Genomic DNA, 19,609 nt, shown 5'->3' with positions numbered 1-19,609 from the left:
GTGGAGCACCTGCTCTTTCCAGACAAAGCTCGTGCCGCGTTCGTTGGCGAGCGTCGTGCCGGCGACGCGCCACCCGTCGTTCTCGGTGCCGATCAGATTCTCCACCGGAACGTTCACGTCGCTGAAGAACACCTCGTTGAACTCGCTCTCGCCGGTTATCTGGCGGAGCGGCCGGATGTCGATCCCCTCAGCTTTGATCGGGATCGCGAGCATCGAGATGCCCTTGTGCTTCGGCGCCGTCGGGTCGGTGCGGACGAGCCCGATCCCGAAGTCGGCGAAGCGCGCGTAGGACGTCCATACCTTCTGGCCGCTCACGACGTAGGTATCGCCGCGTCGCTCGGCTTTCGTCGACAGGCCGGCGAGATCGCTGCCGGCGCCGGGCTCGGAGAAGAGCTGGCACCAGATCTCTTCGGCGGAGAGGATCTTCGGGAGCCAGCGGCGGCGCTGCTCCTCGGTGCCGTGTGTGATCAGCGTCGGTCCGACGAGGTTCACGCCGGCGCGGCCGAGGATCTGCGGCGCGCGCGCCCGGGCCAACTCGGCGTTGTAGATCGCGACTTGGAGCAGGGACGCGCCGCGGCCGCCGTACTCGGTGGGCCAGTGGATGCCGACCCAGCGTCCGGAGTGGAGCGTGCGCTGCCAGTCGCGCAGATTCTCGGCTTCGTCGAAGGTGGCGGCGACGTCGATGTCCGGCGGAGTATGCGTGGCGAGCCAGCCGCGTAGCTCGTCGCGGAAGGCAACATCGTCGGGCGAGAGGTCGAAGTCCATGGCGGGAAGGCTAGCCGAGCCCGGAGATAGTGGCAGCCGTTCCGTGCCTTCACTCGATAGGGGTCCAGAACGTACGCCTCGCGTACGTTCCGGCACACGCTTCGCTAGAACGAGCAGATCCAGTCACGCGAGAGGCCGCCGGATCCCAGGGCTTCAGATCCCATGTGACGGATGTGTCAGGTCGTTGGCTCCGGCGTAGACTTGCTTGTGGGGTTCCGGAACGAGGAGGCGAGCGCCATGGCCCGCGACTATCAGGTGATCTCGACCGACGACCACATCATCGAGCCATACGGCATGTTCGACGGACGCCTTCCGAAGGAGTTCGACGACCGCACTCCCAAGCTGATCGAAACCGAAGAATTGGCGGCGTGGCGCGTCCCAGGTGTGCTGAATCCCGACGGTTCCGAGAAGCCGGTCGAGATGAGCGGTCTCTCCACAGCCGCCGGCCAGAAGGTCGAGGAGTTCAGCCCGAAGTCGAAGACCTTCGACGCGATGCGGAAGGGTTGCTACGACCCGGCCGAGCGCCTCAAGGACATGGACATCGACGGCGTCGACGCGCAGGTCTGCTTCCCGACGCTGCCGGGTCTCGCGGGGATCACGTTCATCGAGATCGCCGACAAGCCCTACGCGTCGGCCCTGATGCGCGCCTACAACGACTGGCTGATCGAGGAATGGTGCGCGCCGGATCCCGAGCGCCTGCTCGGTGCGGGGATCCTGCCGCTGTGGGACATGGAGGCATCCGCGGCGGAGATCCGTCGGATCGCGTCTGCAGGGCTGAAGTGCATCTCGCTGCCGTCCACGCCGGGCTCGGTCGAAGGCGTGCCGGGCTTCCACGACGAGTCGTGGGCACCGGTGTGGGAGGCGATGAGCGAGACAGGCTTGCCGGCGGAGATCCACATCGTCTCCGGGAAGGCCGATGTGTCGGCACTCGGGGGCCTCGGGGTCGGGGCGGAGATCTTCGTCGCACTGGCGCCGTCCACGAACATGCAGACGGTGGCCGTGCTGCTGTTCAGCGGGATCCTGCGCAAGTGGCCGAAGCTCAAGTTCATCTCGGCCGAGTCCGGGATCGGCTGGCTCCCCTACTTCATCGAGCGCGCCGACTACGCGCACCGCAAGCACCGCTTCTGGACCGGCTCGAACATCGACGTGATGCCGTCGGATCTGTTCCGGCAGTCGATCTACGCGAACTTCATCTCCGATCGTGCCGGCGTCGAGGGCCGGCACCTGATCGGGGTCGACAACATCATGATCGGCACCGACTATCCGCACACCGACTCGTCGTGGCCGGACACGCAGCGCGTGATCAAGGAGCAGATGGGCGACATCTCGCAGGAGGATCGCGAGAAGATCCTCTGGCGGAACGCGGCGCGCGTGTTCCAGCTGAACGGCGCGAAATAGAGCCCACGACCGGGTTCGAGCCGAAGGCGTGTACGTTTCTGGTCGTATAACGACCGCAAAGGTACACATTCCCTGCACCTCCGAGGAACCAGCTCGCCGGCGGGTCGAGTCATAGGCTGCAGCCGTGATCGGGGAACTGCTCCGCCGTGTGGCATCCGAAGAGCCGGAGGCGGTCGCGTTCGTCCACGGCGACCGGCGCCTGACGTACGCCGCCTGGGACCTCGCGGCCGACCGCGCCGCGGCCCGGCTGTGGGAGGCGGGCGTACGCCCGGGAGACGTCGTCGCGCTGCTGATGGAACCGTCGTTCTGGTACCCGATCGCGTATGTCGGGGTCGCGCGGCTCGGCTGCGTGACGGCCGGGATCAACCCGCGATTCGGGCCGCGCGAGATCGAACACATCCTGTCGAGCTCGGATGCACGCGTGTTGGTGTCCGACCTCGAGGCGCCCGGCTCGACGCCGCGGCTGTCGCCGATGTCGCTCGGTGACGCCGACCCCGAGCCGCCCGACGCGGAGGCCGCACCTGCGGATCCGGTCGCGATCGTTTACACCAGCGGCACGACGGGGTTGCCGAAGGGAGCCACGTTCACCGTCTCGGCTCTGGACGCGGTGCGCCGGATCGAATCCGCCTTGGAGCCTTCGCTCGAACTCACGAGCGGTCTCCAGGCCACGCCGATGACGCACATGGGGTACATGACGAAGATCGCGTCGCACATCGAGCGACGCGCGAAGACGGTTCTGATGTCCGATCGGTGGACGGCTCGGTCCGCGCTCGAGCTGATCGCGCAGGAGCGGATCACGCACATCGGCGGCGTGCCGACCCAGCTCGCGCTCATGATGATGGACCCGGAGTTCGGGCGCTTCGACCTCTCGTGCATCCAGTCGATCCTGATCGGCGGCGCGCCGGCGTCGCCCGACCTCGTCCGGCAGATCCGCGAGACGTTCGGCGTGCCGGTGCAGGTCCGGTTCTCTTCGACCGAGCTCGCGCTGTGCACCGCGACGCGGCCCGGCGACGCGGACGCCACGGTCGCCGAGACCGTTGGGAGCCCCCTGCCGGAGGTGGAGCTCCGGGTGCTCGCCCCGAACAAGGATGGGATCGGCGAGGTCGTCGCCCGCTCTCCCGCGATGATGCGCGGGTATTGGAACGACGTCGACGCCACGCGTGAGGCGATCGACGCGGACGGCTTCTTCCATCCCGGAGACCTCGGCAGGATCGACGAAGACGGGAACCTCCGGCTCGCCGGGCGAACCAAGGAGATGTACATCCGCGGGGGGTACAACGTGTACCCGCTCGAGGTCGAGAACGTTCTTCGCGAGCATCCGAAAGTAGCGCTCGTAGGCGTCATCGGCATCCCCGACGACGTGCTCGGCGAGCGGGGGAAGGCATTCGTGGTTGCTGCCGACCCATCCGACCCGCCGACCGACGACGAGCTGAAGTCCTTCGTGGCGGAACGGATCGCCGATTACAAGGTCCCCGACGTCGTCGAGCTCCGCTCCGAGCTCCCGTTGACGTCGATGTTCAAGGTCGACAAGGCCGCGCTTTCTTCTCTGCCCTAACCGCCGAGCGGGTCGCCCAGCGAGTCCACGGCGTCCCAGACGAGGCATCGCGGATCCGGAAGCAGCCGCTTGAACACGAACCCGATCTCGCGCGCCAGCCGGATCTGGGCACACATCACGTGATCGCCGATCGTCGGTGACGCGTTGAAGATCGCGTTGTCGTTCACCGCGATCTGCGCGGCGATCGCCGGATACGCCTCTGCGGGAGCGATCAGGTAGCCGAGTTGATCGTCCGCGAGCGCCAAGGTCCAATGCCGCTGGGCGGGGACGTTGGTCGCCTCCACCACACCGGCCGCGATGTTCGGGTACGGCTCACCCGGCGCGCCGTTGATCAGGAGGTCGCCGATGCGCAGCGCCGAGACGAAAGTACCGATGGTGTTGCCGACCAGCCACGGGGCGCTCCGCGCGCGTTGGATCGGCGCGCCGACCGCCTCGCCCTTGAGTAGGAGCGCAAGCAGGAACGGGTTCACCGCCTCGTGCCGGATCAGCGCCTTCGCTGCCGAAACGGGACCGCTCACCGGCGGAGCACCTGCGAGCGCCTTACCGACGTGGTACATGAGCATCGTCGAGTACGCGGTCCGTCGGTCGGCGATCTCGTAGCCGGGCTTCGACGGGTCGGTGAACGAGCAGCGCGGGCGGCAGGGCTGGATGCGACCGTTCGTCCCTTGGAACGCGATCCCCACGCCGCCGTATGTGGCCGTCAGGGCCTCGGAGAGGAACTGCGGCCAGTCGCCGTGCACGCCGGAACCACCGCCCAGAGTCGCGTGCGCCGCGTACGACGCCACGGTCGTGATGACCTGTCCGGTGGTCGCATCGCGCGCCTGCAGCACGCGCATCCACGAGTCCTTCGAATCCTCGAACGGGGTGCAGATGTTGTTCGGGAAGTTACTCTCGGCGTCTTGGTTGAGCGCCTCCGTGCAAGTCATGTTGTAGATGAGGTCGGGCGCGTCGTCGGCACCGGCCACGATCGTCGCGGCCCGGCGCGTCGCGTATGCCTCTTCGATCGCCGCGACGATCTGATCGGCGATAAAGGCGAGATAGTCGTGCGGGATGAAGCCCCAGGCTCCGATCGCGTCGGGCCCAGAGTGGGTGTGGTTGTTCGAGATGACGATGTTGGACACGGGGAGGTCCGGGATGTCGGCCGCGACGCGCTGCTCGATCGCGTAGAGGCCGGCGTCGGGGTCGTTCTCGTATGCGGCGAACATGCCCTGGGTTTCGACCGTCGCCATCGCGATGGCCGTCCCCGTCTCCTGGTCCTGGACGACGATGGCCCGGGCGCCGATGTGCTCCCCCTCGAACGAGCCTTTGCGGCCCGGCCCGATCGCCTGGCTGACCGGCGACGTCCCATCGCCCAACCCGAAGCCGCCGAGGTTGATCTCTCCCCAGCCGATCGGGCTGATGTCACGCGCGGCGGCGCCGACCAGGTAGACCGCTCCGACGGCGGAACGCGCCGGCGTCAGGGAGGCAACCACAGCGATCAGTAGTGCTGGAGCTATGAGGACGCGGCGCACGGAACCTCCTGGATTGGGGATGACGCCTTTTGGTTCGCCGCCGGGGCTTCGGCTTCCTGCCCTTTAGCTCATACGCGCGATGATCATCCGCTGGATCTCGGACGATCCGCCGGCGATCCGCATGACGCGCGCCAGGCGGTAGAGTCGCTCCACGGTGTGCCCGCGCGTGTAGCCGATCCCGCCGAACACCTGGACGGCGCGATCGACCACGTGGCCGACCATCTCCGAGCAGTACAGCTTCGCCATCGCGATCTCTTTGAACACGTCCTCGCCGTGGTCGGCGCGCTGCGCGGCGTCGTAGCACATCGAACGCGCGGCGTAGAGCTCGGTCTCGGAGTCGGCGACCATCCATTGGATCGCCTGGTTCTCGGACAACGGCTTGCCGAAGGTGACGCGTTGCTTGGAGTAATCCTTCATCAGACGAAGCGCGAGGTCGGCCATCCCGATCGCGAACGACGCCATCGCCAGCCGCTCGTTTCCGAGGAACTGCACGGCGTACGCGAAGGCCTTACCGGGCTCGCCGATGATGTTTTGCTCGGGCACGAAAGAGTCGTCGAACACGACCTCGGCCTGCAGGTCGTCGCCGCCCATCGTGTGCTGGACCGAGCCGATCCGGTACGCGTCGCGGTCGACCAGGAACATCGAGAAGCCACCCTCGGGCGTCTTCGCCAGCACCTGGAGGAAGTCGGCGAACGGCGCGTTGGAGATGAAGTGCTTCCCGCCGTTCAGGACCCAGCCACCGTCGACCGCCCGCGCCGTGGTGCGGATCGCCGCCAGGTCGGATCCGGCTTCGGGTTCCGTCAGCGCGATGCCGGTCGTGACCTCGGCGCGCATGAGCGGCATCAGATACTTCTCGCGCTGGTGCTCGGTCGCGAGCGCGTGGAGCATCTTGTTCGGACCGAACGGCAGATCGCCGAGCATCAGCATGGCCAGGTGGTTCTGCGCCGAGCGGGACACCTCTTCACGGACGAGGCACATCTCGTACTCGCCCAGGTCCGATCCGCCGATCTCCGACGGCATGAACATGGCGAAGTAGCCCGCGGCGAGGCTCGCGCGCTGGACCTGACGGCAGAGCTCGAAGATCTCGGTGGTGATCTCCTCGCCGGCGAGGAGCTGCGCGTGCTGGTCGGTCAGCGGCGTGATCTCCCGCGCGACGAACGCACGCACTCCCTGCAGGAGCTGCTTGATGTCGTCGGAGACGTTGTGGTTCATAGGTTCTTCCCGATGATCAGGCGCTGGATCTGGTTCGTCCCGCCCCCGATCGGGCCGAGGAGCGAGTCGCGCACGAGCCGCTGCATGTCGAACTCCCTCAGGTAGCCGTAGCCGCCCATCACCTGCATGCCGTCGATACACACCTTGCGCGCCGTCTCGGTCGCGTAGACCTTCGCCTGGCTCGCCTCGACGTTGCACGGCTGGCCGGTCGCCTTGAGCCATGCCGCGTAGTAGGTGATCAGCCGGCAGGTCTGCGCGCCGATCGTCATGTCGGCGAGCAGCTGCTGGATCATCTGATAACCGATGATCGGCTTGCCGAACTGCACCCGCTGCTTCGCGTACGCGATCGCATCGTCGGTGGCCTTGCGCGCCATCGCGGTGTACTGCGCCGCGATCATGATCCGCTCCAGATCCAGCTGCTTCATGAGCTGGAGCCAGCCCTGGTTCACCATCTCGGGCCCGCCCATGACCATCGCCTCGGGGATCCGGACGTCGTCGAAGAAGACCTCGAACAGCCCGATGATCTCGCTGCCGATCTTGCCGAGCCGCCGGAAGCGGATCCCGGGAGTATCCATAGGGAGCATGAAGATCGTCATCCCCGAGTAGTCGCCGCCGGGACTCGTGTTCGTCGCGAGCATCATGTGGGTCGCGATGTCGACGCCGGAGATCATCGTCTTCTGGCCGTTGATGACGTAGTGGTCTCCGTCTTTGGTCGCGCGAGTCTCGATGTGAACGGCGTCGGACCCGGCGTTGGGCTCGGTGAGCCCGAAGCAGCCGCGCACCTTCCCCTGCGCGATCTGCGGGAGCCACTCCTTCTTCTGCTCCTCCGAGCCGTTGTAATAGATCATCTCGCCGGCGAAGAACGCCGGGAGGATGAAGATCGACGCGACGGCGGCGCTCCCGTAGCAAACCTCCTCCATCGCGATCACGAACTCCATCACGCCGCCGCCGGTGCCGCCGTACTCCTCGGGGAACGGCAGCCCGAGCAGGCCGGTCTCGACGACCTTGTCGACGAGCTCGAACGGGTAGCGCCCTTCGTCGTCGAGGCGGCGGTCGAGGTCGGGCGGGCACTCGCGCTTGATGAAGTCGCGGAGCATCTCGCGGAACGCTTCCTGCTCGGGCGTGAACGTGAAGTCCATGACTAACCCTTCGCCGGACGGAACTTCGGGAGTCGCAGCTTGGTATGGAACGCGTCTTCCATCTCGTTGTCGAACCAGAGCTGCACGGGCATGCCGATCCTGACGTCCTCGACCGGGCAGTCGGTGACGTTGGAAGTCATGATCGGCCCTTCTTCGAGCTCGATGTCGGCGATCACGTACGGGACCTGCGCCGAGAAGTTCGGGTGGATCGCCTGGCGCACGACGGTGAACGAGAAGACGCGTCCGCGGCCCGACGCGACGATCGAGCCGAGATCCTGCGACAGGCATCGCGTGCAGCACGGTCCCCACGGCATCTGCACGTTGCCGCACTCATTGCACGTCTGCACCCGCAGCTCCTCGGCCAGCGTGCCTTCCCAGTAGCCGCGCGTCTCCTCGACGACGATCGGCGCGGCGCCGGCGACCAGCTCGGTAAGCGTGTGCGGCATCAGGCGGCGCCTTTCGTGAGGAGCAGCGTGGCGTGCGCGGCGTGGAAGCCGCCCTGCCCGGCGACGACGCAGACCTCGGCGTCGTCCACCTGCGAGGTCGACTCACCGCGGATCTGGCGCACCCCTTCGGCGAGCACGTTCCACCCGACGAGGTTCGCCTCGGAGAGCATCCCACCGCTGGTATTCGAGGGCAGCGCGCCGCCGCGCTTCAGATTTCCTTCGAGCGCGAACGGGCCCGCCTCGCCGCGCTTGCAGAAACCGTAATCCTCCATCGTGATCAGCACGGTGGAGGTGAAGCAGTCGTAGAACTGCGCGACGTCCACGTCCTCGGGCTCGAGGCCGGCCATGCGATAGGCGGTCGCCGCGGAGCGGGCGCCGGGGTAGCTCGTGTAGTGATCGGGGTCCGACAAGCCTTGGAGGTTGGCGGCGACGCCGGCGCCGGCGATGACGGCGGGCGGCTTGGCGAGGTCTCGCGCCCGCTCGCTGCTCGTCACGACGACCGCGACCGCGCCGTCGGATGCGCCGATCGTGCAGTCGAGGACCCGCAAGGGCTCGGACACGTACCGGTTCTGGAGGTACTGCTCGATCGTCAGCGGATCGCGGTAGGTCGCGCCGGGGTTGCGCGAGGCATGCTCGCGGAAGGCGACCGCGACGGATCCGAGCATCTCCTCGGTGACGCCGAACTCGTTCATGTATCGCTTCGCGGCGCGCGCCTCCATGATCGGGCCGCCGGCCAGCCCGTAGGCGATGTCGTCCGAGGGCGCCTGCCCGCGGCCCATCTGGGCGCGGCCGAAAAGCATCGGCAGGCCGGTCTTGGCGTTCTCGCCGTAGACGCACACCGCGACCTCGCAGAGCCCCGCCTCGACGGCCAGGGCGGCCTCGGCGACCAGCGCGACGGCGGTCGCCCCGCCGATGAACTTCTGAGACAGGTAGTTGGTGCGCAGGCCGAGCTTCCCGCCGAGCTGCTCGGCATGGAGAAGGAGTGGCTCGGCCAAGGGCGGAGCGGTCAGCAAGCCGTCGATGTCCGCCTTGGTCAACCCGGCGTCGTCGATCGCGCGCTTCACGGCTTCGGTCTGGAGGCTCCACGCGCTGCGGCCCGGGAGCTTCCCGAAAGCCGTGACGCCGACCCCCGCGATCGCGGTCTTCCCCGAGATGCTCATCCCGTCGGAAAGTGTAGGTCCCAACTGACCCGCGTGTCAGTTGGTTGCGGTCTAGGGTGTCCGAAAGCCGGGCACAAGGGTGAGGGGTGTACATGGAACGGCACGATCTGGAGACGCCGACCCGGACGCTCGTCGAGGAGGCGATCGACCGCGGCGACGCAGAAGGCGCGAAGAAGCTCCTGAAGGCGATGGAAGCCGACTGGCTCCGGAACAAGGACTACTCGATCAACTGGATCACCTCGCTCCTGTCCTTCATCGGGCGCCGCATGGGCGAGCCTGCCGTCGAGGAGGCCCTGCGCGACTTCGGCGAGCGGTACCTGCGTGAGCGCCGGGCGGGCTACGCGGCGGTGGAGCCGGGGGTGCGTCTCGAGGGGCTCGTGCGAGCCATGAAAGCGAACGGCGCCGACGTCGAGCTGTCGGAGGACGACGAGAAGTGGGTGGCCTCGTTCCGATGCGGCTCGGGCGGGAAGCTCATCGACGACGGCGCCTACGCTGCGCCGCGGGACTACCTGACGATCCACGGACCGACGCCGGTCACGTTCGGCCGGGAAACGCTGCCGGTCTACTGCGCGCACTGTTCCGTCAACAACGAGATCGAGCCGATCGAATCCACCGGCGTGCCCGTCACCATCGAGTTCCCGCCGGAGCGTCCCGGCGAGCGCTGCGTTCATCACGTCTACAAAGATCCGGCGTCGATCCCGCAGGAGATCTTCCGGCGCATCGGGAAGGAAAAGTTGCCTTGATGGACGCCGTCCGCCAGCTCGCAGACGCGTACAGCGCGCGGGCGTTCGACTACGCGGAGCTATGGGCTCCGGTGCTGCAGCCGATGGGGCGGCAACTGCTCGAACGGCTGCAGCCGAGCGATGCGACGACCTTCCTCGACCTCGGCACCGGGACGGGGACGCTCCTCGCCGACATCGCCGCATTCGCTCCACGGGCGCGGATCGTCGCGATCGACCGCTCGGAGGGCATGATCCGGCAGGCCTCCCATCCCGCGATGTTCGCCGTGATGGACGCCCAGGCGATCGCCCTCGAGCCGGCGTCGGTAGACGCGGCCGTCATGGCGTTCGTCATCTTCACGGTGCCCGACCCGCCCGGCGTGCTCGCCGAGGCCCATCGCGTGCTGCGACCGGGGGCGCGGATCGGGGTGGCTACGTGGGGCGACGAGCCCGAGGTGATCGCAGACCGGGTCTGGGGATCAGAGCTCGATGCGGCCGGGGCACCGCCGGATCCCGGATCGCCGCTCAACCGGCGCGACCTCTCGAACACGACCGAGAAGCTCGCAGGACTGTTCCGTGCGGCAGGCTTCGAAGACGTCGAGACCTGGACCAACCGGCTCGACCTCATCTGGCCGGTGGACGACTACTTCCGTTTCATGGCCGGCGGGCCGGTACGGCGCCGGCTGGACCGGCTGGAGCCCGACCGCCAGATGGAAAGCCTGCGCCGGATCCGCGAACGGCTCGACGCCCTGGCCCCTGAAGACTTCGCGGAACGCTCGGAGGTCGTCTACGCGATCGGTCGCCGACCGGAGGGGGGCTGATCCGGAATGCAGGTCGGTCGGCGAGACTTCCTCCGGAGCGGACTGATCGCGACGGGAGCCGCGATCGCCGGCCCATCGATATGGCGTGCGGCGCTGGCCGCGCCCGCGCAGCCGGGCCCCGGGCCGTACGGAGATCTGAAGGATCCGGATGCGAACGGGATCATGCTTCCCGAAGGATTCACGTCCCGTCTGATCGCGCTGAGCCGGCAAAGGGTCGCCCACACCCCATACACCTGGCACGACTTCCCCGACGGCGGCGCAACCTATCCGGCCGATCAAGGCGGGTGGATCTACGTCTCCAACAGCGAGGTGAACGACACGGGCGGTGTCGGCGCTGTTCGCTTCGACAGTGTGGGAAACATCGCGGATGCGTACCGCATCCTCGAGGGCACCTCGCGCAACTGCGCGGGGGGTCCCACCCCGTGGGGAACGTGGCTTTCGTGTGAAGAGACCGCGCGAGGCCGGGTCTGGGAGTGCGACCCCACCGGGAAGCGCGCGCCCGTCGTGCTTTCCAAGCTGGGAACGTTCACCCATGAGGCCGCCGCGGTCGATCCCGAGGGGCGGCGCGTCTATCTCACGGAAGACCGCGACGACGGGGGCTTCTATCGGTTCACGCCCAGGAACTACCCGAACCTCGCCGCCGGCGTGCTCGAGATCGCTCGAGTCGAGGACATCGCGCGCGTGCATGCCGGGGCCGCGAGCGCCGTCACCTGGCGTCCGATCCCGGATCCCGAATACTTCCGCGCCGAGCCCACGCGGCGGCAGGTAAGTGAGCGCACGCCCTTCGACGGCGGCGAGGGATGCTGGTTCGACTCGGGCAACGTCTACTTCACCACCAAGGGCGACGACCGCGTGTGGTCCTACCGTACCGCCGACGAGACCCTCGAACTGTTGTACGACGGCACCACCACACAGCGTGTCCTCATGGGGGTCGACAACGTCTATGTGGCACCGCGGTCGGGTGACGTGTTCGTGGCCGAGGACGGCGGCGACCTCGACATCGTCATGATCACGCCCGAGCGTCGGGTCGCCCGGTTGCTCAAGCTGGTGGGATCGGTTCACGACGGTTCGGAGTTAGCCGGTCCCGCGCTCAATCCGGCAGGAGATCGCTTCTACTTCAGCTCCCAGCGTAGTTTCGGAAAGGGGGCCACCTACGAGGTGACGGGACCGTTCCGAACGGACCGCACCACGACGCCCAGCGTGACGCCTCCCGCCTCATACGCGCCGTCCACCGGGCCGTCGGCTGTGGCCGGCTCCTCGCTCTTACCCACGCCCGCCTCGCCGGTGGAGTCGTCCGACAACTCAGCCTGGAAGGCGGTCTTTTCTGGTGCGCTGGCCCTGGGCGGAGCGGCCGCTGCAGTCGCAGGCGCGACACGCTTCGTACGACGGCGGAGGAACGACGGCCCTGTTTGAGACGGGCAAATCGAACGAAAAGCGTAGTCAAGTTCACCCCCCAACCTGATTGCGCACCCAGCCGCCGCCACTACGCTCGCCTTGCCGGGGATCGGTCATCGGCTAAGAGGGGGTGCCGCGCCGTGGGGGACTCTTTTCCGACACGTCGTGCGGCCGTTCCGGGGTGTGCGCCGCCCGCCCGATCGACGGGTGTCCGTCTCGCCCTGCTGCTCATCGTCGGCGCCCTCACATCGGCCTGTGCGGCGCCGCCGACCGCGGCGGTACGAGACCCACTGGCCAAGCTGGAGAAGGTGGACGGCGCCGTCCACGTCGTTCTCGTTCCGAAGGCGGTCGAACGCATCGGCATCAAGACGGCAGCCGTCGAAACGGTCGTTGCCGGGGGCGTTCAGCGCACCGCCATCCCGTACGGAGCCCTGGTCTACGACACAAAGGGCGATGCATTCGCCTACACGAACCCGGCCCCGCTGACGTTCGTGCGCCACAGCCTTCGGGTGGCGTCCATCCAAGGCGATCGCGTGATCTTGACGGATGGCCCGGCAGCCGGTGCCTCGGTCGTAACCGTCGGCGCGAGTCAGCTACTCGGCATCGAGCTTGGAGTCGGTCTCTAACGGGACCCGGGGAGGACGCTCGCCATGATGCGCTGGATCGTCGGATCGAGCTTGAGGTTGAGACGGGTCGTCGTTGTCGCGGCCGCGGGCCTGATGGCGGTCGGCTTCATGCAGCTCACGAAGACCCCCGTGGACGTCCTCCCCGAGTTCATGCCGCCGACCGTCGAGCTCCAGACGGAAGCGCTCGGCCTCTCCGCGTACGAGGTGGAACAGCTGATCACCGTTCCCTTGGAGCAGGATTTGCTCAATGGGATCGCCTGGCTGGACGAGATCCGTTCGGAGTCGACCCCGGGTCTCTCGTCGATCGAGCTCGTTTTCGAACCCGGCACGAACGTCCTCAGGGCCAGGCAACTGGTCTCGGAGCGTTTGACCGAGGCCTACGCGCTTCCCAACGTCTCCAAGCCCACGACGATGCTGCAGCCGACGTCTTCGACCCGCCGGGTCTTGATGATCGGGATGACGTCGGAGACCCTGTCTCTGATCGACATGTCCGTCCTCGCCCGATGGACGATCAAGCCTCGTCTGCAAGGCGTGCCCGGCGTCGCGAACGTGTCGATCTGGGGACAGCGTGAACGCCAGCTCCAGGTTCGCGTCGACCCACGCCGCCTCTCCGACACGGGCGTAACCCTCCAAGAGGTCATCGCAACGACGGGCAACGCGCTGTGGGTGTCGCCGTTGAGCTTCCTCGAGGCGAGCACCCCCGGCACCGGCGGCTTCATCGACACGCCCAACCAGCGGCTCGGGATCCAGCATCTGCTTCCGATCCAGAACGCCGGCGATCTCGCGAACGTCACGGTGTCGAGGGAGGGGCAGGTACCACTTCGCCTCGGCGACGTCGCACAGGTCGTGGAGGACCACCAGCCGCTGATCGGCGACGCCGTCCTCCCCAGCGGCCCCGGACTGATGCTCGTCGTGGAGAAGTTCCCCGACACGAGCACGCTCGAGGTGACCCAAGCCGTCGAGGACGCCCTGACGGAGCTTCAGCCGGGCATGGCAGACGTCCGGTTCGACTCGAGCATGTATCGCCCGGCGGACTACCTTCAGCGTTCGATAGACAACGTCGGCTTGGCCCTGATCATCGGGGCCGTTCTCCTCATCCTGCTGCTCGGCGCGTTCTTCTACGACTGGCGTACCGCGCTCATCGGCGCCGTCGCGATGCCCGTCGCCCTGGCGGTCGCGCTGATCGTGCTGCGTATGCGCGACGTGACGGTGAACATGATCGTGGTGGCCGGGCTCGCGATGGCCCTCGTCGCTCTGGTGGACGATGCAGTGGTCGGGGTCGAAAGCATCGTTCGGCGCCTGCGCCGCACGCGGCTCGAGGGGAGCAAGAAGTCGACCATATTGAACGTCCTCGACGCGACGCTCGAGACGCGCAAAGCGACGTTCTTCGCCACCCTCGTCGTCGCTCTCGCCGTCGTGCCGCTGTTCTTCTTCACGGGTATCCCCGGCGCGTTCTTCCCGCCCCTGGCGACCTCCTACCTGCTCGCGGTGGCGGCCTCGATGGCGGTCGCACTCACCGTGACTCCCGCACTCGGCATGCTTCTGCTCGCCGGCGCCCCGCTCGATGCGTCGGAGCCTCCGCTCGTGCGTCGGCTGCAAGGCGCCTCGGAGCGAACCCTTAAAACTCTGATCGCCCGCCCGGGCCGGGTGCTGATCGCGCTCGGCGCCGTCGCGGCGATCGGACTCGCGACGTTCCCGTTCATCCAACGAGGACCCGTTCTACCGGCGTTCAAGGAGCCGGTCCTCCTCGTCGACGTCGACGCTGCGCCGGGCACGTCCCACCCCGAGATGACGCGGATCATCGCGCAGGCCGGAGCGGAGGTGCGCACGCTCCCCGGCGTGGCCAACGTCGGATCGCACGTCGGTCGCGCGATCACGTCCGATCAGGAGAGCGGCGTCAACACGGCAGAGATGTGGATCGCGATAGACCCGGCCGCCGACTATGCGGCGACGATCCGTTCGGTCGAAGAGATCGTGACGGGGTATCCGGGACTCGACTCGGACGTGCTGATCTACTCGAACGAGCGCGTGACCGATCTGCTGACCGGGATCGAGAACGACGTCGTCGTGCGCGTCTTCGGCGAGGATCTCAACGTCCTCACCGCCCAGGCGCAACAGGTCCAGACGATGCTCACCGGGATCGACGGCGTCGTCGAACCACTCGCGCAGCTCCCGATCCAGGAGCCGACCATCGAGGTCAAGGTCGATCTCGCCGCCGCGCAGCGCTACGAGATCAAGCCCGGCGATGTGCGGCGCGCCGCGACAACGCTGCTCTCCGGCCTCGAGGTCGGCAACCTGTTCGAGGACAACAAGGTCTTCGAGGTCGTGGTGTGGGGGACGCCGGAGATCCGGTCGAGCTTGGAGGCCATCCGCAACCTGCCGATCGACCGGCCGGCCGGCGGCCAGGTGCGGCTCGCCGACGTCGCTCAGGTGAGCGTCAAGCCCAACCCGAACACCATCCACCGCGAGTCCGTCTCGCGCACCATCGACGTCACCGCGAACGTCCGAGGACGAGGACTCGGCGACGTCATCGGCGAGATCGAGCAATCACTCAGCCGGATGGACTTCCCGCTCGAGTACCACGCGGCCCTCCTCCAGGACTCCGCGACCCGCCAGGCCGACTTCCGGCGCACCCTGGCGCTGGTCGTTGCCGCCGCCGCCGGCATCCTGCTTCTCCTCCAAGCAGCGCTCGGCAGCTGGCGCAACGCATCGCTGGTGTTCCTCTCCATGCCGGTCGCGCTCACGGGAGGGCTCCTGGGCGCGCTCGCGGTCGGACGGACGGCCTCTCTCGGCATGATCGGTGGGCTGTTCGCGGTCTTCTTCATCGCCGCTCGGAACGGCATCTTGCTGTTGAGCCGCTACCGCGACCTCGAGCGTGATTCGGTATCGGGGACCGAGCTCGCCCTTCGCGGAGCCCGAGAGCGGATCGGACCGGTCGTCATGACCGCGCTCGGTACGTCCGTGGCGCTGCTTCCGATCCTGATCCTCGGGGATCGAGCCGGAAGCGAGATCCTGCGCCCCATGGCATCCGTGATCGTCTTGGGACTCGTGACCTCCACCCTTTACAGCGCTCTCGCGCTGCCGGTCCTTTACCTCCGATTCGCCTCGCGGCCGGAAGCGCTGTCGCTCGACGACGAGATCGAGCTGACGCGGGGCCGCGTCATCGCCCTGGAACCGGAGGAGGCGTCGAAGGCAGGAAGCGGGGTCGTCGGCATCACCGCGACCGAGCCCAACCCAACGACCTAGGTGAGCGCGATGCGACGAAAGACCCGACGGGCGACGCTCGCAGCCGCGGTCGCCGCGACGCTGCTGGCCGGATGCGCCGGCCAGGTCGAGGAAGCTGGGCACAAGGCGGTCGAGCCGTACTCCATCGACGAGTCCGCCCAGGGGCTGAGCCGCGTACGGTTGACCCAACAGGCCGCCGTGCGTCTCGCGGTGACGACGGCCGCGGTGACGGAGACGCGCGTCGCGGCCGGCGCTCTACGGAAGGTGATCCCGTACGGCGCGATCATCTACGACACCAAAGGCGCGACGTTCACGTACACGAGCCCGGAGCCGCTCGTGTACGTCCGAGCGTCGATCGTCGTCGACTTCATCGATGGGGACAGCGTCTACCTGACCGAAGGGCCGCCGATCGGCACGCAGGTCGTGACCGCCGGCGCCGCCGAGCTGTACGGCATCGAGTTCGGGCTCGGGAAGTGACGAGCCGGGAGACGCGCGAGCCATGATGCGTTGGATCGTCGGGTCGAGCCTCAAGTTCCGGTTCATCATCGTGGCCGGAGCAGCGGCGATGATGATATTCGGCGTCGGCCAGCTCAAGGCCATGCCCGTGGACGTCTTCCCCGAGTTCGCGCCTCCGAAGGTCGAGGTGCACACGATCTGTGTGGGCCTGTCCACCACCGAAGTTGAGGCGCTGGTCACCATCCCCTTGGAGCAGGCACTGTTCGGGATCCCGAAACTCGACGTCCTGCGGTCGAAATCGCTCGAGCAGCTGTCGCAGATCGAGCTCCTCTTCGAGCCGGGCACCGACCTCCTGGAGGCGCGACAGCTGGTCGCGGAGCGGCTCGCGCTCGTGAAAGCGACGCTGCCGACCTGGGCGGCTCCGCCGGTCATGCTTCAGCCGCTGTCGTCGACGAGCCGGGTCATGAAGATCGGGCTCTCCTCGGAGACGCTGAGCACCATCGACCTGTCGATGATCGCCTACTGGAAGATCCGAGCACGGCTGCTCCGCGTCCCGGGCGTGGCCAACGTCCCCATCTGGGGGGAGCGCCTCCAGATGCTGCAGGTTCAGATCGATCCGGACCGGATGGAGAAGCACGGCGTGTCCGTCAACCAGGTCATGGAGGTCACCGCCGACGCGCTGGACGAGGGAATTTTACAATTCGCAAGCGGCGCCGTCGTCGGCAGGGGCGGGTTCATCGACACGCCCAACCAGCGGATCTCGGTCCGCCACGAGCTGCCGATCGTCACGCCGGCCGATCTGGGTCAGGTCACGTTCAAGAACAACGCCGGCAAGACGCTGAGGCTGTCCGATGTCGCCGTCCTCGTCGAGGACCATCAGCTGCTCGGCGGCGACGCCGTCATCAACGACGGACCCGGCCTGATGCTCATCGTCGAGAAGCTGCCGTGGGGCAACACGCTCGAAGTGACGCGCGGGGTCGATGCGGCCCTCGCCGAGATGGCTCCCGGCCTCCCGGGGATCGACATCGACGCAGAGATCTTCCGTCCGGCGACGTTCGTCGAGACCGCGATCAAGAACCTCAGCACGTCGCTGCTGCTGGGGATCCTGCTCATGATCTTCGTGCTCGGCGCCTTCCTCTTCGAGTGGCGGACCGCGCTGATCAGCTCGGTCACGATCCCCATCACGCTCGTCGCTGCCGGGCTCGTACTCAAGGCGACCGGCGCGACGATCAACACGATGATCCTGGCCGGTTTCGTCATCGCTTTAGGAGCGATCATCGACGACGCGATCGTCGACATCGAGAACATCGTCCGGCGACTGCGACAGGCACGTGCCGAAGGAAGCACGCAGTCGACCGCGTCGATCGTCTTCTCATCCTCGATGGAGGTTCGCGGCGCGATCGTCTACGCATCCTTGATCGAGGCGCTGGCGCTGCTGCCGGTGTTCTTCCTCGAGGGATTGACCGGCTCGTTCTTCCGGCCGCTCGCCTTCTCGTACGCGCTGGCGGTGTTCGTTTCGATGAGCGTCGCACTCACGCTCACGCCGGCGTTGAGTCTGATCCTGCTGCGGAACGCACCGCTCGAACGTCGCGAGTCCCCGGTCGTGCGCGTGCTCCAACGCGGTTACACGGCGATCCTCGGCCGGATCCTCCGAACGCCGCGTCCCGCGTACGGCGCCGTCGCCGTCGTTCTGCTGGCAGGCATCGTGGCCGCGCCAGCTCTCGGCCAGTCGCTGCTGCCCGAGTTCAAGGAGCGGGACTTCCTGATGCATTGGTTGACCAAGCCGGGCACGTCGCTGGAGGAAGAGGTGCGCGTTACGACGGCGTCGAGCAAGGAGCTTCGAGCGATCCCGGGTGTCCGGAACTTCGGAGCACACATCGGCAACGCGCTGCTCGGCGACGAGCCGTACGGCGTCTATTTCGGTGAGAACTGGATCAGCGTCGACCCCAAGGCCGACTACGACGCGACGCACGCCAAGATCCAGGAGGTCGTGGACGGCTACCCGGGCATCTACCGCGACGTGCAGACCTACCTCAAGGAGCGGATCAGGGAGGTGCTCACCGGATCCTCCGACGCGATCGTGGTTCGCGTCTACGGCCCGGACTTGCAAGTCCTCCGCAGCAAGGCCGCCGAGATCGAAGAGATCCTCCGCGGCATCCCCGGCACGATCGAGGAGCACGTCGAGCTCCAAGTCGAAGAACCGCAGATCCAGGTCGAGGTGAACCTCGCCGCCGCGCAACGCCACGGGATCAAACCCGGAGACGTGCGCAGGATCGCTTCCACGATGATCGCCGGCGAAGAGGTCGGCGATATCTTCCGCGCCGGCAGGGCCTACGACGTGCAGGTGTGGAGCATCCCCGAGGCGCGGAACAGCCTGACGGACATCCAGAATCTTCGCATCGACACCCCCGAGGGCGGCCAGGTTCGCCTGAACGAAGTTGCCGAGGTCGCCATCCGGACCGTTCCGAACTTCGTGAGACACCAAGGCCTCCAGCGGCGGATCCAGATCGAGGCGAACGTTGAAGGGCGAGACCTCGGGTCCGTCGTACGCGACTTCGAGTCCAAGCTGGCGGAGGTCGACTTCCCACTCGAGTATCGCTACGAGCTGCTCGGCGAGTACACGGAACGTCAGGCCGCACAGACGCGCCTGTTCGGCTGGGCCATCGTCGCCGCGATCGGGATCTTCATGCTGCTCATGGTGTCCTTCGGGAGTCCCCGGCTCGCAACACTGTCCTTCCTGACGCTCCCGATGGCGATGGTCGGAGGGATCCTCACCGTCTACTTCGGCGGACGGGTCCTTTCACTCGGCTCCCTCGTCGGGTTCTTCACGGTGCTGGGCGTGGTCGCTCGGAACGGGATCATGATGATCAGTCACTTCCAGCATCTCGAGCGGTTCGAAGGTGAGTCCTTCGGTCCCGCTCTGGTCCTTCGCGGCGCGAAGGAACGGCTCTCGCCGATCATGATGACCACGCTCACCACGGGCCTCGCCTTGGTCCCGCTGCTCGTCACCGGCCAGATCCCCGGGCAAGAGATCGAGTATCCGATGGCCCTGGTCATCATCGGCGGCCTCATCACGTCGACCTTGATCAACCTTTTCGTCGTACCGTCGCTCTACTTGCGATTCGCACGCGGGAGACGGGTCCAGATCGCGGCTTAGACCCGCACGAGGAATAGGGCGGAG

At 67.1% G+C, this 19,609-nt stretch carries 15 protein-coding genes; 9 read left to right on the top strand and 6 right to left on the bottom strand.

Annotated features, from left to right (window positions below; translation table 11 throughout):
* Nucleotides 1-765: acyl-CoA dehydrogenase family protein (locus WEB06_06725; GenBank protein MEX2555306.1), on the bottom strand; the 765-nt coding region annotated here is incomplete at its 3' end.
* Nucleotides 766-1,002: 237 nt separating this feature from the next.
* Between WEB06_06725 and WEB06_06720 the strand changes: the two genes are divergently transcribed.
* Nucleotides 1,003-2,163 carry an amidohydrolase family protein gene (locus WEB06_06720; protein ID MEX2555305.1) on the top strand — a complete coding sequence of 387 codons (1,161 nt, stop codon included), beginning with the start codon at nt 1,003-1,005 and terminating at the stop codon, nt 2,161-2,163.
* Between the two features lie 124 nt (nt 2,164-2,287).
* Complete coding sequence (locus tag WEB06_06715; GenBank protein MEX2555304.1) at nt 2,288-3,718, top strand: class I adenylate-forming enzyme family protein; 1,431 nt, start codon at nt 2,288-2,290, stop codon at nt 3,716-3,718.
* Here the strand turns inward: WEB06_06715 and WEB06_06710 are convergent.
* From WEB06_06710 to WEB06_06690, 5 genes are all read right to left on the bottom strand, one after another.
* Nucleotides 3,715-5,229 (bottom strand): hypothetical protein, encoded by a 1,515-nt coding sequence (locus tag WEB06_06710; GenBank protein MEX2555303.1) that lies wholly within the window; start codon nt 5,227-5,229, stop codon nt 3,715-3,717. The genes WEB06_06715 and WEB06_06710 overlap by 4 nt on opposite strands.
* 63 nt (nt 5,230-5,292) lie before the next feature.
* Nucleotides 5,293-6,441 (bottom strand): acyl-CoA dehydrogenase family protein, encoded by a 1,149-nt coding sequence (locus WEB06_06705; GenBank protein ID MEX2555302.1) that lies wholly within the window; start codon nt 6,439-6,441, stop codon nt 5,293-5,295.
* A complete protein-coding gene (locus tag WEB06_06700) occupies nt 6,438-7,580 on the bottom strand; it encodes an acyl-CoA dehydrogenase family protein (protein ID MEX2555301.1) in 1,143 nt (380 codons plus the stop codon). The genes WEB06_06705 and WEB06_06700 overlap by 4 nt, the downstream gene beginning before the upstream one ends.
* 2 nt (nt 7,581-7,582) lie before the next feature.
* Nucleotides 7,583-8,026 carry an OB-fold domain-containing protein gene (locus WEB06_06695; protein ID MEX2555300.1) on the bottom strand — a complete coding sequence of 148 codons (444 nt, stop codon included), beginning with the start codon at nt 8,024-8,026 and terminating at the stop codon, nt 7,583-7,585.
* Nucleotides 8,026-9,186 carry a thiolase family protein gene (locus tag WEB06_06690; GenBank protein ID MEX2555299.1) on the bottom strand — a complete coding sequence of 387 codons (1,161 nt, stop codon included), beginning with the start codon at nt 9,184-9,186 and terminating at the stop codon, nt 8,026-8,028. Before WEB06_06690 ends, WEB06_06695 begins: the two co-directional genes overlap by 1 nt.
* A 92-nt stretch (nt 9,187-9,278) precedes the next feature.
* On the opposite strand from WEB06_06690, the gene WEB06_06685 reads away from it, so the two are divergent.
* From WEB06_06685 to WEB06_06655, 7 genes are all read left to right on the top strand, one after another.
* On the top strand, nt 9,279-9,929 hold the full coding sequence (locus tag WEB06_06685; GenBank protein MEX2555298.1) for a hypothetical protein: 651 nt from the start codon (nt 9,279-9,281) through the stop codon (nt 9,927-9,929).
* Entirely contained in the window at nt 9,929-10,726 is a 798-nt protein-coding gene (locus tag WEB06_06680; protein MEX2555297.1) for a class I SAM-dependent methyltransferase, read from the top strand. Before WEB06_06685 ends, WEB06_06680 begins: the two co-directional genes overlap by 1 nt.
* Nucleotides 10,727-10,732: 6 nt before the next feature.
* Nucleotides 10,733-12,139, top strand: a complete 1,407-nt coding sequence (locus WEB06_06675) for an alkaline phosphatase PhoX (protein ID MEX2555296.1) — start codon at nt 10,733-10,735, stop codon at nt 12,137-12,139.
* Between the two features lie 122 nt (nt 12,140-12,261).
* Complete coding sequence (locus WEB06_06670) at nt 12,262-12,747, top strand: hypothetical protein (protein ID MEX2555295.1); 486 nt, start codon at nt 12,262-12,264, stop codon at nt 12,745-12,747.
* A 24-nt stretch (nt 12,748-12,771) separates the two neighbouring features.
* Nucleotides 12,772-15,993 (top strand): efflux RND transporter permease subunit, encoded by a 3,222-nt coding sequence (locus WEB06_06665; GenBank protein MEX2555294.1) that lies wholly within the window; start codon nt 12,772-12,774, stop codon nt 15,991-15,993.
* Between the two features lie 9 nt (nt 15,994-16,002).
* On the top strand, nt 16,003-16,449 hold the full coding sequence (locus WEB06_06660) for a hypothetical protein (GenBank protein ID MEX2555293.1): 447 nt from the start codon (nt 16,003-16,005) through the stop codon (nt 16,447-16,449).
* Nucleotides 16,450-16,471: 22 nt separating this feature from the next.
* Nucleotides 16,472-19,585 carry an efflux RND transporter permease subunit gene (locus WEB06_06655; GenBank protein ID MEX2555292.1) on the top strand — a complete coding sequence of 1,038 codons (3,114 nt, stop codon included), beginning with the start codon at nt 16,472-16,474 and terminating at the stop codon, nt 19,583-19,585.
* The last annotated feature ends 24 nt before the right edge of the window (nt 19,586-19,609 follow it).

This window comes from Actinomycetota bacterium, assembly GCA_040905475.1.
Classification (GTDB): Bacteria; Actinomycetota; AC-67; order AC-67; family AC-67; genus DATFGK01.
Note: the sequence above shows the minus strand (reverse complement) of the source record. Positions and strands in the feature narration are given on the sequence as shown.

Excerpts from the sequence above, each read along its gene's own strand:
- WEB06_06660 (MEX2555293.1), top strand. The coding sequence starts at position 16,003 with ATGCGACGAAAGACCCGACGGGCGACGCTCGCAGCCGCGGTCGCCGCG.
- WEB06_06685 (MEX2555298.1), top strand. The coding sequence starts at position 9,279 with ATGGAACGGCACGATCTGGAGACGCCGACCCGGACGCTCGTCGAGGAG.
- WEB06_06680 (MEX2555297.1), top strand. The coding sequence starts at position 9,929 with ATGGACGCCGTCCGCCAGCTCGCAGACGCGTACAGCGCGCGGGCGTTC.
- WEB06_06665 (MEX2555294.1), top strand. The coding sequence starts at position 12,772 with ATGATGCGCTGGATCGTCGGATCGAGCTTGAGGTTGAGACGGGTCGTC.
- WEB06_06695 (MEX2555300.1), bottom strand. The coding sequence starts at position 8,026 with ATGCCGCACACGCTTACCGAGCTGGTCGCCGGCGCCGCGCCGATCGTC.
- WEB06_06690 (MEX2555299.1), bottom strand. The coding sequence starts at position 9,186 with ATGAGCATCTCGGGGAAGACCGCGATCGCGGGGGTCGGCGTCACGGCT.
- WEB06_06720 (MEX2555305.1), top strand. The coding sequence starts at position 1,003 with ATGGCCCGCGACTATCAGGTGATCTCGACCGACGACCACATCATCGAG.
- WEB06_06705 (MEX2555302.1), bottom strand. The coding sequence starts at position 6,441 with ATGAACCACAACGTCTCCGACGACATCAAGCAGCTCCTGCAGGGAGTG.
- WEB06_06700 (MEX2555301.1), bottom strand. The coding sequence starts at position 7,580 with ATGGACTTCACGTTCACGCCCGAGCAGGAAGCGTTCCGCGAGATGCTC.
- WEB06_06675 (MEX2555296.1), top strand. The coding sequence starts at position 10,733 with ATGCAGGTCGGTCGGCGAGACTTCCTCCGGAGCGGACTGATCGCGACG.
- WEB06_06655 (MEX2555292.1), top strand. The coding sequence starts at position 16,472 with ATGATGCGTTGGATCGTCGGGTCGAGCCTCAAGTTCCGGTTCATCATC.